Source organism: Streptomyces sp. NPDC002324 (genome assembly GCF_053593335.1).
The window spans coordinates 81,359-96,809 of sequence record NZ_JBSFCF010000020.1; the positions used below are offsets into that span (position 1 = coordinate 81,359).

15 protein-coding genes are annotated in these 15,451 nt (G+C 73.1%); 8 read left to right on the forward strand and 7 right to left on the reverse strand.

Features of this window, described 5'->3' with window-relative positions; genetic code table 11:
• The first annotated feature begins 300 nt into the window (after positions 1-300).
• The 3 genes from ACWCRJ_RS24995 to ACWCRJ_RS25005 all read left to right on the forward strand — a co-directional run bounded on the left by ACWCRJ_RS24995 (position 301) and on the right by ACWCRJ_RS25005 (position 3,610).
• On the forward strand, positions 301-1,506 hold the full coding sequence (locus tag ACWCRJ_RS24995) for a S8 family peptidase (RefSeq protein ID WP_450941372.1): 1,206 nt from the start codon (positions 301-303) through the stop codon (positions 1,504-1,506).
• Between the two features lie 130 nt (positions 1,507-1,636).
• A complete protein-coding gene (locus ACWCRJ_RS25000) occupies positions 1,637-2,731 on the forward strand; it encodes a DUF5925 domain-containing protein (RefSeq protein WP_450941373.1) in 1,095 nt (364 codons plus the stop codon).
• Between the two features lie 102 nt (positions 2,732-2,833).
• Positions 2,834-3,610 carry a DUF72 domain-containing protein gene (locus ACWCRJ_RS25005; RefSeq protein WP_450941374.1) on the forward strand — a complete coding sequence of 259 codons (777 nt, stop codon included), beginning with the start codon at positions 2,834-2,836 and terminating at the stop codon, positions 3,608-3,610.
• A gap of 34 nt (positions 3,611-3,644) precedes the next feature.
• Here ACWCRJ_RS25005 and ACWCRJ_RS25010 read toward each other — a convergent pair whose 3' ends face one another.
• Entirely contained in the window at positions 3,645-4,013 is a 369-nt protein-coding gene (locus ACWCRJ_RS25010; protein ID WP_020114391.1) for a GntR family transcriptional regulator, read from the reverse strand.
• Positions 4,014-4,084: 71 nt separating this feature from the next.
• On the opposite strand from ACWCRJ_RS25010, the gene ACWCRJ_RS25015 reads away from it, so the two are divergent.
• Together ACWCRJ_RS25015 and ACWCRJ_RS25020 are read left to right on the forward strand one after the other, a co-directional pair.
• Entirely contained in the window at positions 4,085-5,014 is a 930-nt protein-coding gene (locus tag ACWCRJ_RS25015; RefSeq protein WP_450941375.1) for a GNAT family N-acetyltransferase, read from the forward strand.
• Positions 4,995-5,507: a DUF402 domain-containing protein gene (locus ACWCRJ_RS25020; RefSeq protein WP_450941376.1), complete on the forward strand. Its 513-nt coding sequence runs from the start codon at positions 4,995-4,997 to the stop codon at positions 5,505-5,507. The genes ACWCRJ_RS25015 and ACWCRJ_RS25020 overlap by 20 nt, the downstream gene beginning before the upstream one ends.
• 58 nt (positions 5,508-5,565) lie before the next feature.
• Here the strand turns inward: ACWCRJ_RS25020 and ACWCRJ_RS25025 are convergent, their stop codons facing one another.
• Complete coding sequence (locus ACWCRJ_RS25025) at positions 5,566-6,225, reverse strand: class I SAM-dependent methyltransferase (protein WP_450941377.1); 660 nt, start codon at positions 6,223-6,225, stop codon at positions 5,566-5,568.
• Between the two features lie 137 nt (positions 6,226-6,362).
• On the opposite strand from ACWCRJ_RS25025, the gene ACWCRJ_RS25030 reads away from it, so the two are divergent.
• Complete coding sequence (locus ACWCRJ_RS25030) at positions 6,363-6,497, forward strand: hypothetical protein (protein ID WP_267893159.1); 135 nt, start codon at positions 6,363-6,365, stop codon at positions 6,495-6,497.
• A 224-nt stretch (positions 6,498-6,721) separates the two neighbouring features.
• Here ACWCRJ_RS25030 and ACWCRJ_RS25035 read toward each other — a convergent pair whose 3' ends face one another.
• Positions 6,722-7,486, reverse strand: coding sequence for a dienelactone hydrolase family protein (locus ACWCRJ_RS25035; protein ID WP_450941378.1), 765 nt, complete (start codon positions 7,484-7,486; stop codon positions 6,722-6,724).
• A gap of 279 nt (positions 7,487-7,765) precedes the next feature.
• Here ACWCRJ_RS25035 and ACWCRJ_RS25040 point away from each other — a divergent pair, with 279 nt between their 5' ends.
• On the forward strand, positions 7,766-8,812 hold the full coding sequence (locus ACWCRJ_RS25040; protein ID WP_450941379.1) for a lytic polysaccharide monooxygenase: 1,047 nt from the start codon (positions 7,766-7,768) through the stop codon (positions 8,810-8,812).
• A 96-nt stretch (positions 8,813-8,908) separates the two neighbouring features.
• On the opposite strand, the gene ACWCRJ_RS25045 is transcribed toward ACWCRJ_RS25040, so the two are convergent.
• A complete protein-coding gene (locus ACWCRJ_RS25045; RefSeq protein ID WP_450941380.1) occupies positions 8,909-9,778 on the reverse strand; it encodes an esterase/lipase family protein in 870 nt (289 codons plus the stop codon).
• Between the two features lie 173 nt (positions 9,779-9,951).
• Complete coding sequence (locus ACWCRJ_RS25050) at positions 9,952-10,398, reverse strand: MarR family winged helix-turn-helix transcriptional regulator (protein WP_450941381.1); 447 nt, start codon at positions 10,396-10,398, stop codon at positions 9,952-9,954.
• A 135-nt stretch (positions 10,399-10,533) separates the two neighbouring features.
• Here ACWCRJ_RS25050 and ACWCRJ_RS25055 point away from each other — a divergent pair, with 135 nt between their 5' ends.
• Positions 10,534-10,908 carry a cupin domain-containing protein gene (locus ACWCRJ_RS25055; RefSeq protein ID WP_450941382.1) on the forward strand — a complete coding sequence of 125 codons (375 nt, stop codon included), beginning with the start codon at positions 10,534-10,536 and terminating at the stop codon, positions 10,906-10,908.
• A 15-nt stretch (positions 10,909-10,923) separates the two neighbouring features.
• Here the strand turns inward: ACWCRJ_RS25055 and ACWCRJ_RS25060 are convergent, their stop codons facing one another.
• Positions 10,924-11,892 (reverse strand): DNA polymerase Y family protein, encoded by a 969-nt coding sequence (locus ACWCRJ_RS25060; RefSeq protein ID WP_450941383.1) that lies wholly within the window; start codon positions 11,890-11,892, stop codon positions 10,924-10,926.
• Positions 11,889-15,413 (reverse strand): DNA polymerase III subunit alpha, encoded by a 3,525-nt coding sequence (locus ACWCRJ_RS25065; RefSeq protein ID WP_450941384.1) that lies wholly within the window; start codon positions 15,411-15,413, stop codon positions 11,889-11,891. Before ACWCRJ_RS25065 ends, ACWCRJ_RS25060 begins: the two co-directional genes overlap by 4 nt.
• Between the last annotated feature and the right edge of the window lie 38 nt (positions 15,414-15,451).

The window sequence follows — 15,451 nt, forward strand, 5'->3', positions numbered from 1 at the left end:
AGGATCTCTGCCTCAACCGTCGTACCAACTACGCGGGTTGATCGGAAGTGTTCATGTCAATACTTTCCCGCCCCCAACGGAACACACCCACCGCGTTCCACCCCTGTTCGATTTCGCTCATGTGACAGAAACATGACAACACGTCAACTCCCTTGAGCTACGCCCGTAGATCACCCAATCTGCTTATCAGCCGCGAGCGGAACGCGACGCTCCCCGGCCGTGAGTGCGATCCCGCACGCACCCCCCACAGACGCGCGCCCCACCCAGGCGTGCGCCGCCTATGAGGAGGAACACCTCGTAATGGCACATCTGCGTATCAAGAACATCCGTGTCGCCGCCGTCACCACCATGGCGACCGCCGCCCTGCTCGGCGGCCTGACCGCGCTCCCCGCCCAGGCCGCCCCGGCCGAGGGCAAGGTGCTCGCGGCCGGCTCCCCCACCGCGATCAAGGGCAGTTACATCGTCACGCTCAAGAAGAGCGCGGGCCTCAAGGCCGCGTCGAGCGCGGGCAAGGACCTGGTCGAGGAGTACGGCGGCTCGGTGAAGCGGACCTTCAAGTCCGCGCTCAACGGCTACGCGGCCGAGCTGTCCGCCGCCGAGGCCAGACAACTGGCGGCCGACCCGGCGATCGCCTCCGTGGAGCAGAACCAGGTCTTCACCGCCGACGCCACGCAGTCCAACGCCCCCTGGGGCCTGGACCGCTCCGACCAGGCGTCGCTGCCGCTCTCCGGCACGTACACCTACCCGGACACCGCGGGCAGCGGCGTGACCGCTTACGTCATCGACACCGGCGTGCGCATCTCGCACTCCCAGTTCGGCGGCCGGGCGTTCAACGGCTACGACGCGGTCTCCGGCGACAACGTGGCGCAGGACGGCAACGGCCACGGCACGCACGTGGCGTCCACCATCGCGGGCTCGACCTACGGCATCGCCAAGCAGGCGAAGATCGTGGCGGTGCGCGTGCTGGACAACGCCGGCTCGGGCACCACGGCGGGTGTCGTGGCGGGCATCGACTGGGTGACCGCGAACCACAGCGGACCCTCGGTCGCCAACATGTCGCTCGGCGGCGGCGCCTCCACCGCGCTCGACACGGCCGTGGCGAACTCCATAGCCAGCGGAGTGACCTACGCGGTCGCGGCGGGCAACAGCAGCGCCAACGCCTCCTCGTACTCCCCGGCCCGCGTCGCCTCGGCGATCACGGTCGGCGCCACCACCAGCACGGACGCCCGGGCCAGCTACTCCAACTACGGCTCGGTCCTGGACATCTTCGCCCCCGGTTCGTCGATCACGGCCGGCTGGTACACCAGCGACACCGCGACGAACACCATCTCGGGCACCTCGATGGCCACCCCGCACGTCGCGGGCGCGGCCGCGGTCTACCTGGCCGGTCACACCTCGGCCACCCCGGCCCAGGTCGCCTCGGCCCTGACCGCCGGAGCCGTCACCGGCAAGGTCACCGGCCCGGGAACCGGTTCCCCGAACCGTCTGCTGCAGATCGTCCCGTGACGACAACCACCACCGCGTGAACAGGAGTTCCCCGGAGGAGGCACACGCCTCCTCCGGGGAACTCCCGTGCCCGGCGGCGCGCCGCGGAAAGCGGGTGCACGGGGCGCCCCCGGTGACGGATCATGGCGCCATGTCTGCCAACCCACACGACGCACTGCCGATCCGGCTCAACGTCGACGACAGCGACTCGCCGTCCGATGTCGTCGACGCGCTGTTCCTCGGCCGTTTCGCGACGGGCGAGCAGCCGTACGCGCACGCGGCGAACATCGACCGGGTACGGTCCGGCGCCACCCTGCTGCCGCCGGACGCCCGGGTGCTGCGGGCCGCGCGGGACGACGACCGCAGCGCGACCCTCGCCGAGGGGGACGGCTGGACCGTGCTGATCTCCCGCTGGAACCGGGGCGCCGACGTCACCGTCACCGCGACCACCGCCGAGCTGGCCCAGAAGGTGCTCGGCCAGGCCACCGACGGCGCGGCCGACGAGCCAGAGCCGCAGCCGGAGAACGTGACGATGGGTTTCTGGTACGTCTCGCCGCGCCGGGGCCCGCACCGCACGACCCGTCAGATCTCGGCGGGCACCTGGGAAGAGGTACGGCCGAACTACACGGCACCCGTGGCGAACGCGATGGACCACCTGATGAAGACGACCCCCGAGAACATCGCGGGCCGCCTCCTGCTGCTGCACGGCCCGCCCGGCACCGGCAAGACCTCCGCCCTGCGCACGCTGGCCCGTTCCTGGCGGGACTGGTGTCAGGTCGACTGCGTCCTGGACCCCGAGCGGCTCTTCTCCGACGTCGGCTATCTGATGGACATCGCGATCGGCGAGGACGACTCCACCGGCAAGGGCCGCTGGCGGCTGCTGCTCCTGGAGGACTGCGACGAACTGATCCGCGGCGAGGCCAAGCACACGGCGGGCCAGGCGCTCTCCCGGCTGCTGAACCTCACGGACGGCCTGCTCGGCCAGGGGCGCAACGTCCTGGTCGGCGTCACCACCAACGAGGACCTGGAGCGCCTGCACCCCGCCGTGGTGCGCCCCGGCCGCTGTCTCGCCCGGATCGAGGTGGGCGCCCTGACCCGCGCGGAGGCCGTGGGCTGGCTCGGCACGGACGAGGGTGTCGGCCGTGAGGGCGCGACCCTGGCCGAGCTGTACGCGCTGCGCCGCGGCACGTCACCGACGTCGCTGCCGGAGCCGAGGGACGGGGCCGACGCGGGCCTGTACCTGTAGGCGGTCACCTGCGGGCGGTCACCTGCGGGCGGTCACTCGTGGACGGTCACCCTGTGGGCGGTCACCCTGTGGGCGGTCGCGCTTCGGTGTTCTCATGGATGTATGACCTTGTTCGTCGGCACGTCGGGGTGGCAGTACAAGGACTGGCGCGGCGCCCTCTACCCGCAGGGCTGCCCCACCCGGCTGTGGCTGGAGGAGTACGCGGCCCGCTTCGCCACGGTCGAGCTCAACAACGCGTTCTACCGGCTGCCGACGCGGGAGAACTTCGAGGCGTGGCGGGAGAGGGTGCCGGCGGACTTCGTGGTCGCGGTCAAGGCGAGCCGGTACCTGACCCATATCAAGCGGCTGCGGGACCCCCAGGAGCCGGTGCACCGCCTGATGAGCCACGCGGAGGGCCTCGGCGACCGGCTGGGCCCGATCCTGCTCCAGCTGCCACCGACCCTGCGGGCCGACGCGGACCTCCTGAGTGCCTGCCTGGACCGCTTCCCCTCCGGCACCCGGATCGCGGTCGAGCCCCGCCACGACTCCTGGTGGACCCCCGACGTCCGTGAGGTCCTGGAGTCCCGCGGCGCGGCCCTGTGCTGGGCCGACACCCGGTCCCGCCCGGCGACCCCGCTCTGGCGCACCACCGACTGGTGCTACCTCCGCCTCCACCAGGGCCGGGCCCGCCCCTGGCCCCACTACGGCCGCCAGGCCCTGACGACCTGGGCCCACCGCATCGCCGACACCTGGCCCGCCGACGCCGACTCCTACGTGTACTTCAACAACGACCCCCACGCGGCGGCGGTGAGGGACGCGACGACGTTCGCGAGCGCGGCGCGCGGCGCGGGCCTGCGACCGACCCGCACACCGGAACCGCGAAGGGCGGCGCGGACCTGAGCCCCCGTCGCCGGCCCCGCCCCGGGTTCTGTTCCTACTCCGCGTAGGCGGCCCGCAGGGCGTCCCGGGCCACCGCCAGCGCCTCCGCCTCGCCGAGGCCGAGCCGGCGCACCCGCTCCGCGTACGCCCCCGCGGCCGCCGCGGCCTCGCGCTCCGCGGCCGAGCCGGCGGCCGCCACGAACGTCCCGTTGCGCCCGCGCGTCTCGATCACCCCGTCCGTCTCCAGCGCCCGGTACGCCTTGGCGACGGTGTTGGCCGCGAGCCCGAGCTGCTCGGCGAGCCCCCGTACGGTCGGCAGCCGGTACCCCACGGGCAGCGCGCCGGAGTGGGCCTGTTCCGAGATCTGGGCGCGCACCTGCTCGTAGGGCGCGCCCCCCTCCACGATGCGAATCTTCAAGGTCACGCGGCGATTGTCCCGTACCCGGCGGAAATTCGGAGGCAGCCCACCGTGCGGCCCCCGTACCGTGCGCACCCATGACAGTGATCGTGCGCGCCCTGCGCGCCGCCGACCCCGGGGACGCCGAGGCCTTCGTGGCGGTACGGCGCCTGGCCCTGCCCTTCATGGTCGGCACCGCCGAGTCCGTGCTCCACGACGCCGCCCACGCGCCTGACGGGGCGCACCACCGGCAGCTGGTCGCCGAGGCGGACGGCGAGGTGATCGGCACCGTGCAGCTGGGCATCGCCGACGACAGCCCCGTACCGGGCCAGGGCTTTCTGAACGTCTATGTGCACCCGGGCCATGTGCGGCGGGGGGCAGGCGGCCTGCTGGTGCGCGCGGCCGAGGAGCGGCTGACGGCGGTGGGGGCGAAGCGGCTGCTGTCGTGGGTGCTGGACACCCCGGAGAACCGGGCGTTCGCCGAGCGCCGCGGCTACACCCCGAGCCGCTCCGCCCACTTCCTGCGCCTGGACCTGGCCCACGGCACCCTCCCCCCGCTCGGGACACCGCCCCCGGGTGCGGAGCTGCGCACGGCCGCCGACTTCGCCGACGACCCACGCCCCCTGTTCGACCTGGACGCGGAGGTGTCGGCGGACGAACCCGGAGATCTGGGCTCGGAGTTCGACGACTACGAGCGGTGGCTCGCCGAGACCTACCGCCACCCGCTGCTGGACCACGCCCTGAGCACGGTGGTCGTCGTGGACGGCACGCCCGCCGCGTTCACCGCGGTCCGCACGGACGGCCGGGACCGCTACTTCACGGGGATGACGGGCACCGCCCGCGCCTTCCGCGGCCGGGGCCTGGCCAAGCTCGCCAAGAACGACTCCCTGCACCGCGCCCGTGCCGCCGGCTGCACGGAGGCCTTCACGGGCAACGACGCCGGCAACGGCCCGATGCTGGCGGTCAACAAGTGGTTCGGGTACGAGATCTGCGCGACGGAGGTGCGGTATGTCCGTGAACTCGGCTGAATCCGGAGGCGAGGCGTACGAGGTGGACGTCGTCCTGCTCAAGGCGGGCCGTACGAAGATCCGTTACCCCGCGCGGCTGTTGAGCGACGACGGCGTCCGGGTGGCGGTGCGGGCCGCGTGGGCGAGCGAGGGCGTCCGGGACTTCGGGTTCGTTCGGTTCGAGCCGGGTGACGTCTTCACCGAGTACTACTGGCGCGACCGGTGGTACGCCGTGAAGGAGGTCCGTGACGCGCGGGGCGCGCTGAAGGGCTGGTACTGCGACGTCACCCGGCCCGCCACGTTCGCCGGCGGGGAACTCGTCGTCGAGGATCTCGATCTGGACCTGTGGCGCTCGGCCGACGGCACGGCCGTACTGCGGCTGGACGAGGACGAGTTCGAGGAGAGCGGGCTCGCGGAGAGCGATCCGGCGGCCGCGACGGCCGCCGTGGCCGCCCTGGACGAACTGGAGGCGCTCGCCACCGCCGAAGGGGGCCTGGAGTCGCTGCTGGCGTGAACGGCATCGGCGTCGGCGGGGGCGTGGGCCGGGCGGCGGCTCCGGCCCGGGACGACGGTCAGAGGCGGGCCACCATCGCGTACCGCTCGTCCTGGACCGTCCGGCCCCACAGCAGCGCGTCGCCCTCCAGCCGCACCACCTCGGCGTCGGCCACGAGGGGCGCGACCATCCCGTACAGCCGCTCGGCGGAGATGCCGACCGGGCTGAGAGCGCCCCACACCCCCTCGACCAGCACGAGCCGGCCGCCGGGCCGCAGCAGGCCGCACCAGTGGCGCAGGACGCGGGCCGGGTCGGGCAGGGTCCACAGCACATGGCGGACGAGGACGACGTCGAACCGCTCCTCCCCCACGGGCGGGGCCGCCGCGTCGCCGACGAGGAACACCGCGGGGCGCCCGGCGAGTTTGGCGCGGGCGAGGGCGACCATGGCCGGGGAGGAGTCGATCCCGGTCACCCGGTGTCCCTGCTCGGCCGCGAGGAGTGACAGGCTGCCGGTGCCGCAGCCGAGGTCGAGCACATCGCGGGCGGGAGGCGGCAGCCAGTCCCGCAGGCGGGCCGCCCAGGCCTCCCGGACGGCGGGTTCCCGCAGGCCATGATCGGGTTCGTCGTCGAAACCGGGCGCTTCCGCGTCCCAGTCGACAGCCTCCGGAGGGTCATCTGCCGCCGGGACGTCCGGTGTTCGAAGGTCCGGGGAGGTTTCGCCGCCGTCGATGTTGGTCATGCCGCCAGAGTGACACCTGCCACTGACAGTCCAGATGGTGACAGCCGCCACTGACAGAGCACGAACGATGAGTAACGCTCCCGGAAAAGGTCTACCCCCGTGAAAACGCGGAACCCGGTAGACGCAAGGAGGCAGCCATGCGCCGTACGACCGTGCAGAAGCCCCTGAGGAAGTCCACGTCCCGCCAGGTGCGGGACGAGGCCGACGAACGCCCCGTCGAGCGCCGGGAAGTGCGCAAGGACATCGCGCGCACCTGGTGGCCGGACGGCTGACCGCTCGCGCCCCGGCCCACCGACCATCCGACCACGCCGTCCGGCGGACGGCCCTCCACGACCTCGTACCCGGCCCCTGGGCCGCGCCGCGGGGCGAATTTCCGGTTCTCCGCGTCACCGCATCACAGCGTCACCACGTCACCGCGTCGTGCAGGAGCGTGCCCTCGGCCCGGCCGAGGGCACGCTCGTGTACCGGGCCCCGTACCGGGCCGTACCGGGCCGGGTCAGCGCCGCGTCAGGTTGCGGTCCAGCAGGTCCAGCAGCGCGGTCCAGTGGCGTTCCGTCGCCTCGGCGTCGTAGGAGGCGGTGTCGGCCTGGGTGTAGCCGTGCGAGGCGCCCGTGTAGACCTCGGTGCGGTGGCGGACGCCCGCCCCGGTGAGCGCCTTGTCGAGCAGGTCGATCTGCTCCGGCGGCAGGGACGGGTCCTCGTCGGCGTGGCCGAGGTACACCTCGCCGGTGATCCGGGCCACCGCCAGGTGCGGGCTGTCCGGGGCGTCGGTGGCCAGCCGCCCGCCGTGGAAGCCGGCCGCGGCGGCGACCCGCTCCGGGAAGGCACCGGCGGTGTGCAGGGCGAGCCGGGTGCCCATGCAGTACCCGGTGATCCCGACGGGCCCGGCGGCGGCGTGCGGGCTGCCGGCCAGCGTGTCCAGGTAGGCCGCCGCGTCCCGCAGCGCGAGTTCCGGCGTCAGCGCCTGCATGGCGGGGAGGATCTGGCCCCATATCTCCGGGCGCGCGGCCGGGTCGATGAACTCGGGCAGGTCGAACACCGGGGTCCGCCCCGACCGGTGGAAGACATTGGGCACGAGCACCGTGTACCCGGCGCCGGCCAGCCGGTCGGCCATCGCCCGCAGATGCGGCCGCAGCCCGAAGGCGTCCATGTAGAAGAGGACCGCCGGGTGCGCGGCGTCGTCGTCGGGGTGGACGAGGTAGGCGTCGGCGGTGCCGTCCTGGGTGGCGATGTCCACGGTGGTTCCGCGTACGGCGGTCATGGGCGCTCCTCATTCTTCTGGGCGACTGGTCCTCGACCTGTCGGCAACTGACCCGGGCGACCGCATTGTTCCGCGCCCGGGTAAGAAACCGATCATCGGCCGTACGGGAACGCCCGTTCCTGAGCCCTCGGTTAGCCCCTCCTTAACGCCACCATAAGGATCTCCCGCACCGCCCCTCAGCGGGCGTTCGCACGGTTCTCCGGGGCTAGCTTGCTGATCGCCCCCGGCACCCGGGACCGACCCCGGAGCCGTCCAGGACCGCGTGAGGAGTGCCCCGCCATGCCCGCTGCACGTCGCCGTCGCACGGCCGCCGCGTTCGCCACCGCGGGTGTCGTCGGTGCCGCCCCGCTCGCCCTGACCGCCCTCGCCGCGGGGCCGGCCATGGCACACGGCTCGCTGGGCGACCCGGTGAGCCGGGTGGCGCAGTGTCACGCGGAGGGCCCCGAGAGCCCACGGTCGGCCGCCTGCGCGGCGGCGGTCTCGGCCGGTGGCACCCAGGCGCTCTACGACTGGAACGGCGTACGGATCGGCGACGCGGCCGGCCGCCACCGGGAGCTGATCCCGGACGGTGAGCTGTGCGGTGCGGGCGACGAGGCGTTCAAGGGCCTCGACCTGGCCCGCGCCGACTGGCCGGCGACGAGCGTGCGCGCCGGGTCGTACACCTTCCGGTACCGGGTGACGGCCCCGCACAAGGGCACCTTCGAGGTGTACGTCACCAAGCCCGGCCACGATCCGTCCCGGCCGCTCGGCTGGGACGACCTCGATCTCGCGCACCCGGTCGCGAAGGCCACCGACCCGGCCGCGTCCGGCGGCTTCTACACGTTCTCCGGCACCCTCCCGCAGCGCTCCGGCAGGCACGTGCTGTACGCGGTGTGGCAGCGCTCGGACAGCCCGGAGGCGTTCTACTCCTGTTCGGACGTCACCTTCGGCGGCACCTCCTCCGGTCCGAGCGCGTCGGCGCCCTCCGAGGAGCAGATCGAGGACGGCACCGACGAATCGACGGTCGGCCACGACGGCCACGACGCGCACACGACGACGGACCCGACACCGTCGCCGAAGGCGTCGGCGGCGAAGACCGGCAGGGCCGCCTCCGACGACGCCTCGCCGACCGCGAAGTCGACGACGGACACCGGAGCGGCGAAGGCAGAGGGCACCGCCGGTCTCGCGGAGCCCGCCGGCGGTGAGGAGGGTCTCGCCGACACCGGCGGCGAGGGCATGACGCCCTATGTGGCCCTCGGCGGCGCGGCCGTCCTGGCCCTCGGCTCCGCCCTGCTCTTCGCCGCGGCCCGCCGCCGCGCGACGACCGGCGGCCGGCACGGCCGCTGACGACCTCCGGGGCCTGTCGGGCGGCTCAGGCCGGACAGGCCCCGGCAGCATGCGTACGCACCGCCGGGCGGCCCCGGCGGTGCGTACGCACACGTGTCAGCCGACGGCCGAGAGGCAGGTCGTCGGGGTGGCGTGAGCCGGGTCGAGGGCGTTGACGACCTCGTGGAACGCGATGCGGTCGAGGAGTCCGATCGCCGCGTGCTCGGAGAGGTCGAGGGCGCAGAGGTCCTGGATGACGATGTTGCGCACGTTCGGTCCGCTGAGGAACTGGGAGCGGTAGGGGGTGACCACCTCGTCGTACTTGGTGGCGAGGACGGTGTACGTGACGCCGGGGACGGTGTCGCCGCCCGCGTTGAGCTTGGTCAGGAAGGGGGAGCCGGCCACCTGGTCGGCGAGGGCGGGGGTGGCGGTGGACAGCAGGTCACCGGCGCCGGGGAAGTACTGGAGGAGGCCGGTGAGACCGTTCAGGGTGGTGCCGTGGTTGGAGGGGGCGATGCCGACGAGGGCGTTCACCTCTGCGGCTCCGCCGAGGAACTTGAGGTAGTAGCGGGGCATCATGCCGCCCTGCGAGTGACCGACGAGGTCGGCCTCGGCGGCGCCGGTCGCGGCGAGCACCCGGTCGACGAAAGCGTCGAGCTGCTCCGCCGACCTGTCGATGGGGCCGAGCCCGTTGAAGAAGGCGACACCGGGGAGTTGGCCGTAGTCGAGGGAGTAGACGCAGTAGCCCCTGTTCACGAGGTACGGAGCGAGACCGAGCCAGTTGTCGACGGAGTTCGCGAGCGTTCCGTGGACGAGGACGACGGGGCGGGGGTGGGCGTTGGAGGGTTTGCAGGAGTAGTCGTTCCAGCCATGGCCGGGTGCGGCGGCCGTGTCGGCGGCCTCGGCGGCGGTGGCGGGGACGACGGTCGCCGCGGCGGCCAGGCACAGGGCGGCCAGCGGTCTGATCAGGCGCTTCCAGGGCAGCATCGAGTGATCTCCTTGCGGCTCAAGGGATGTGCGACGGCGTACGCCCTGTGATCCGGATCACGAGGATGCTGTTCTGATCCGCCAAGTTACGGGCGGGTAGAAAAAGTGGGAAGTTACGCGTCAGTAAAAACTTCAAGTGGTGATCGTGGGCACTGACACGTGACGTCGAACCGTCACCAGGCGGGCCTGATGGGACCATTGGGAGCGATACGCGACAACCGATCACGCAACGCCCGCATCTCACTCTCCCCGCCGACCACGTCGACCCATCCGGCGACCACCTCGGCCGCCACCTCCTCGGCCGCCCGGGCGCAGGCCCACCCGCGTCCGGTCATCACGACCAGCCGGGCCCGGGCGTCGGTGGGGTGCGGCCGCCGCTCGACGTACCCCTTGCGCACCAGCTCGTCGACGAGCTGACTGGCGGCCTGTTTGGTCACTCCGAGATGGACGGCGAGGTCGGTGACCGTGGCGCCGTCCGGGGCGAGCCGGGTGAACGCGTAGCCGTACGAGGGCCGCCCGTCGAAGCCCCGCGCGGAGACGCCCTCGTCGATGCGCCGCGTCAGATCACCCGCGGCGGCGAGCAGGGCGGCGGTCAGGGCGAGGGCTTCGGAGTTCTGCACGTCTGCATTGAAACACCGTTGACGGATCGGTCAAGCTGCTTGACCATATGCAGAATGGTCAAGCAGCTTGACCATTCGTTCGCATCGATCGAGCTTCCGAGGACCTCGGAAGCTCTGAAGACCAGGGAGACCCGTATGCCAGTCGTCCGCTCGTCCGAAGCCGTCACGCACGAGATCCACGGCGCCCGTTTCGTCTCGCACGCCACTCCCCGCACCGGCAGCAGGGAACTGGCCGCCTGGCGGGGCGAGATCCCCGCCGGAACCAAGGCGCCCGCGCACACGGTCACCAAGGAGGAGATCCTGCATCTGCTCAGCGGCGAGCTGGTGGTCACGCTGGACGGCCGCACCGAGCAGCTCTACGCCGGCGACACGCTGATCATCAACGCGGGGGCCACCCTCGCCGTCGAGAACCCGACGACGCGGACCGCCGTCACCTGGGTCGCCACCTCTCTCGGCCTGGAGGCGGAGCTTGCCGACGGCACGCGGATCGTGCCCCCGTGGGCCAACTGAGCCGCACGAGGGCGGTCACGCGGCCAGCGTCCCCGGCATCACCGCGTGGGGGCCGAACTTCGCGCGGGCGCGGTCGGCGACCTCCTCGATACGGCGGACCTTCTCGTCGACGGGGTCGAAGGCGAGCTGGTGGGAGGCCTGGCCGGCGGGGGTGAGGCCCTCGGCGCGCAGGGAGATCGCGCGGACACGGGCCCGCTGGAGGCCGAGGGCTTCGTACAGGGCGTAGGCCACCGAGGTCAGCGCCGGGGAGTGCGCGGTCGGCTCCTGGAGGGTGCGGGTGCGGGTCGTCGAGGACCGGTCGGCGTAGCGGACCGTGAGGGTCAGGGTGCGGCAGACCTTCTCCAGGGCGCGCAGCCGGGAGCCCAGTTCGGCGGTGCCGGCGAGCAGGGCGCGGCGGTGCCGGTCCGGGTTCAACTCGTCCAGGGAGAAGGTCTGTTCGGTGGCGAGCGAGCGTGCGACGGCGTTCGGTACGACCCGGCCCCGGTCGACGCCGTTGGCCTTCTCGTGCAGGTCGCGGCCGGTCCTCGCCCCGACCAGGCGCTGGAGCGTGGACAGGGGGGCGCAGGCGACGCCGCCGAGGGTCTCCAGGCCGTACTCGCCCAGGGTGCGGGCGGTCGCGGTGCCGACGCCGGGCAGCGCGGCCACGGGCAGTTCGGCGAGGAAGTCCACGACGAGGTCCTCGGGCACCGCGCACGGCGATCCGGGCGCCGCCGCCGCCAGCGCGAGCCGCGCCGTCAGCGGTCCGGGCCCGGCGCCGATCAGACAGTCGACGCCGTACAGGGCGAGGGCGCGGACCCGGATCAGCCGGGCCAGTTCCTCGGCGTCCCGGCCGAAGTACCGTTCGGCGCCCCGCAGATCGGCCAGCGCCCCGTCCGGCGGCAGCGCCTCCACGACCGGGGCGAAGTCCTCGACCACACCGAGGAGGCCGGGCAGGGCGGCCTCGTACTTCGGCGGCAGCTGGAAACGTACGCAGAGGATGGTCATCCCGCACTCCCTGGACTCTGGTGCCACAACTTCCGTACCTGAGAAGGACCTTGTGAGGGCTCGTCGCCCGCGGGCCGCAGGTCGGCCCATGGGTGCATCCGGTAGCCGGTGGACATACGGATCCGGCGGCCGGTGTCCCCGCGCCGTCGTCCGCCGTCAAAGGCCGCGTCGTCGGGGGCGCTCCCGGTGTCCACGGGCTCCGCCAGCCGGGGTGCCACCGCGTCGAGGCCTCCCTCGCGCCGCAGCTCCACCAGCTCGGCGAGGTTCCAGGCGGCCGCGCCCACCACGCTGAGGCTGCGCGGGCCGCGCCGCTGCACCACTCCGCGCACCAGCAGCAGCCAGGAGTGGAAGACGGTGTGGGCGCAGGCGTCGTGGGAGTCGTCGAAGAAGGCGAGGTCGACCAGGCCGGTGCCGTCGTCGAGGGTGGTGAAGACGACCCGCTTGCCCGAGCGGATCGGCGGGGTCTGGGTCGCCGCCTTGGCGCCCGCGACCAGGACCGTCTCCCCGTGCCGCGCCTCGCGCAGCCGCCGCGCCGACACCACGCCCAGCTCGTCGAGGAACACCCGGTGGTCGTCCATCAGATTGCGCGAGACGTCCATCGACAGCACGCCCAGCTCGGCACTGAGCCGCTCGGCGGAGGACAGGTCCGGCAGTCCGGCCGACGCGGTCCGCCGCCCGCCCGCCAACGGGAGCTGACCGCCGCCCGCGCCCCGGCCGGCCCGGTGCAGCTCGGTCAGGTGCAGTTGCAGATCACGCCGGTTGGCCCCGAAGGCGTCCAACGCGCCGACCTGGGCCAGTCTTCGGGCCAGCGGCCTGCTCGGCCGCGCCCGCTCCCAGAAGTCCAGCAGCGAGGCGTACGGCTGTCCGTCCGCGATCCGCGCCGCCTCGGCCTCGCTGATGCCGTGGACGTCGCGGAGAGCGAGCCGGATCCCCCAGGCCTTCTCCTCCCCCGACCCCCTTGATTCAGACACCAGTTCGATACGGTGGGCGACCGCCGACCGGTTCACGTCCAACGGCAGGACCGGTACCCCCCGCCGCCGCGCGTCCGCCAGCAGCAGCCGCTTGGGGTACATCCCGGGGTCGTGCGTGAGCAGCCCCGCGTAGAACGCCGCCGGATGATGCGCCTTCAGCCACGCCGACTGGTACGTCGGCACCGCGAACGCCACCGCGTGGGCCTTGCAGAAGCCGTACGACCCGAAGGCCTCGACGATCTCCCAGGTCCGCTGGATCGTCTCGGCGCCGTATCCCTTCGCCGCCGCGTGCTGGGCGAACCAGACCCGGATCCGCCCCTGCGACTCGGGGTCGGACAGCCCGCGCCGCACCCGGTCCGCCTCGTCCCGGCCGCAGCCGGTCATGAGGTGCACGATGTCGATGATCTGCTCGTGGAAGACGACCACGCCGTACGTCTCCCGCAGCGGCTCCGCCAGATCGTCGTGCGGGTAGCGGACCGGCGCCCGCCCGTGCCGGGCCGCGATGAACGGCCGCACCATGTCGGCGGCGACCGGACCGGGCCGGAACAGCGAGATGTCCACCACGAGGTCGTGGAAGGTGGCCGGCTGGAGCCGCCCCACCAGGTCCCGCTGCCCCGGCGACTCGATCTGGAAGCAGCCCAGCGTCTCGGTGGAACGGATGAGTTCGTACGTCGCCGGATCGCCCGCGCCCCGCTCGAAGTCGAGCGCGTCCAGGTCGACCCGCTCCCCCGTCGCCCGCGCCACCTCCGCCACCGCGTGCGCCATCGCCGACTGCATCCGCACGCCCAGCACATCGAGCTTGAGCAGCCCGAGATCCTCGACGTCGTCCTTGTCGAACTGGGACATGGGCAGCCCCTCGCCGCTGGTCGGCATCACCGGCGTACGGCTCAGCAGGGACGCGTCGGACAGGAGCACCCCGCACGGGTGCATGGCGACTCCGCGCGGGAGGGCGTCGAGCGCCTCGACCAGCTCCCACATCCGGCCGTATTTCGCCCCTTCCCGCTCAAGCTCCCCTGCCAGCTTCCTGAGTTCGGGCAGTTCTTCGAGCGCGGCCCGGGCGTCGCGGGCCCGGATGTGCGGGAAGGACTTGGCGATCCGGTCGATGTCGGCGGGGTCCAGGGAGAGGGCCGCGCCCACGTCCCGCACGGCGTGGCGGACGCGGTACGTCTCCGGCATCGCGACGGTCGCGACCCGCTCGGTGCCGAAGCGGCCGATGATCGCGCGGTAGACCTCCAGGCGGCGCGCGGACTCCACGTCGATGTCGATGTCGGGCAGCGCGACCCGCCGCTTGGACAGGAACCGCTCCATCAGCAGGCCGTGTTCGACGGGGTCGGCGTGCGCGATGTCCAGGAGGTGGTTCACCAGGGAGCCCGCGCCCGAGCCGCGCGCGGCGACCCTGATGCCCATCTTCCGTACGTCGTCCACGACCTGGGCGACCGTGAGGAAGTAGGAGGCGAAGCCGTGGTGGGCGATCACGTCCAGCTCCCGGTGCATCCGCTCCCAGTACGCGCGCCGGCCGTCGTAGCCGTGCCGCACCATCCCGGCCGCCGCCCGCGAGGCCAGCGTCCGCTGGGCGGTGCGGCGGGCCGCGCCGACGAGGCGCGGCTCGGGGAAGTGGACGGTGCCGAGGCCGAGGTCGTCCTCCGGGTCGACCAGGCACTCGGCGGCCGTGGCCCGGGTCTGCTCCAGCAGGCGGTGCGCGGTGTCGCGGCGGAACCCGGCGGCCTCGACGACCCGCTCGGCGACGCCCAGCATGGCGTCCGCGCCCTTGAGCCAGGCCTCACCGGAGTCCAGCTCGCCTTGGGGGTCGACGGGGACGAGCCGCCGGGCCGCGTCCAGGACGTCGGCGACCGGGCCCATGCCGGGGTCGGCGTACCGGACGGCGTTGCTGAGCACGGGCCGTACGCGCTGCTCGGCGGCGAAGCCGACGGTCCGGGCGGCCAGCCGCAGCGACCCGGGGCCGGTGCCCTCGCGGCCGTGCCACACCGCCTCCAGCCGCAGGGCGTCGCCGTACCTCTCCCGCCAGGGCATGAGGAGCTTCGCGGCGCGGTCGGGGCGCCCGGCGGCCAGCGCGCGCCCCACGTCGGAGGCGGGACCCAGGAGCACGGTCAGGCCCTCGGCGGCGGACTCCGACCAGGGCAGCAGCGGCGGGACCTCGCTCCTGCCCCCGCCCGGGCCGCTGCCCAAATGCGCCGCCGAAACGATTCTGCATAGCTCGGCCCAGCCGGTCGCGCCCTCGCGCGCGAGGAAGGTCACCCGGGGGGTCGACTCGTCGATGAAGGCACCCCCGCGCACGGGAGCGCGTCGTCGCGCCTGACGCACGGCGGCGGCGGGCACCTCCACCGCCAGGTCCACCCCGAACAGCGGACGGACCCCGGCCCCGGCACAGGCCTTGGCGAACCGGACGGCGCCCGCGAGGGTGTCCCGGTCGGTGAGCGCGAGGGCGTCCATGCCCCGTTCGCCGGCGCGCTCGGCCAGCCGCTCCGGATGCGAGGCCCCGTAGCGCAACGAGAACCCGGAGGCGGTGCGCAGATGCGTGAACCCCGGCACACACACCTCCCGCACTCGATCCACCACACGACCGGGCC

Coding starts and splice junctions, on each gene's coding strand:
- ACWCRJ_RS24995 (WP_450941372.1), top strand. CDS start 301: ATGGCACATCTGCGTATCAAGAACATCCGTGTCGCCGCCGTCACCACC.
- ACWCRJ_RS25000 (WP_450941373.1), top strand. CDS start 1,637: ATGTCTGCCAACCCACACGACGCACTGCCGATCCGGCTCAACGTCGAC.
- ACWCRJ_RS25005 (WP_450941374.1), top strand. CDS start 2,834: ATGACCTTGTTCGTCGGCACGTCGGGGTGGCAGTACAAGGACTGGCGC.
- ACWCRJ_RS25015 (WP_450941375.1), top strand. CDS start 4,085: ATGACAGTGATCGTGCGCGCCCTGCGCGCCGCCGACCCCGGGGACGCC.
- ACWCRJ_RS25020 (WP_450941376.1), top strand. CDS start 4,995: ATGTCCGTGAACTCGGCTGAATCCGGAGGCGAGGCGTACGAGGTGGAC.
- ACWCRJ_RS25025 (WP_450941377.1), bottom strand. CDS start 6,225: ATGACCAACATCGACGGCGGCGAAACCTCCCCGGACCTTCGAACACCG.
- ACWCRJ_RS25030 (WP_267893159.1), top strand. CDS start 6,363: ATGCGCCGTACGACCGTGCAGAAGCCCCTGAGGAAGTCCACGTCCCGC.
- ACWCRJ_RS25035 (WP_450941378.1), bottom strand. CDS start 7,486: ATGACCGCCGTACGCGGAACCACCGTGGACATCGCCACCCAGGACGGC.
- ACWCRJ_RS25040 (WP_450941379.1), top strand. CDS start 7,766: ATGCCCGCTGCACGTCGCCGTCGCACGGCCGCCGCGTTCGCCACCGCG.
- ACWCRJ_RS25045 (WP_450941380.1), bottom strand. CDS start 9,778: ATGCTGCCCTGGAAGCGCCTGATCAGACCGCTGGCCGCCCTGTGCCTG.
- ACWCRJ_RS25055 (WP_450941382.1), top strand. CDS start 10,534: ATGCCAGTCGTCCGCTCGTCCGAAGCCGTCACGCACGAGATCCACGGC.
- ACWCRJ_RS25060 (WP_450941383.1), bottom strand. CDS start 11,892: ATGACCATCCTCTGCGTACGTTTCCAGCTGCCGCCGAAGTACGAGGCC.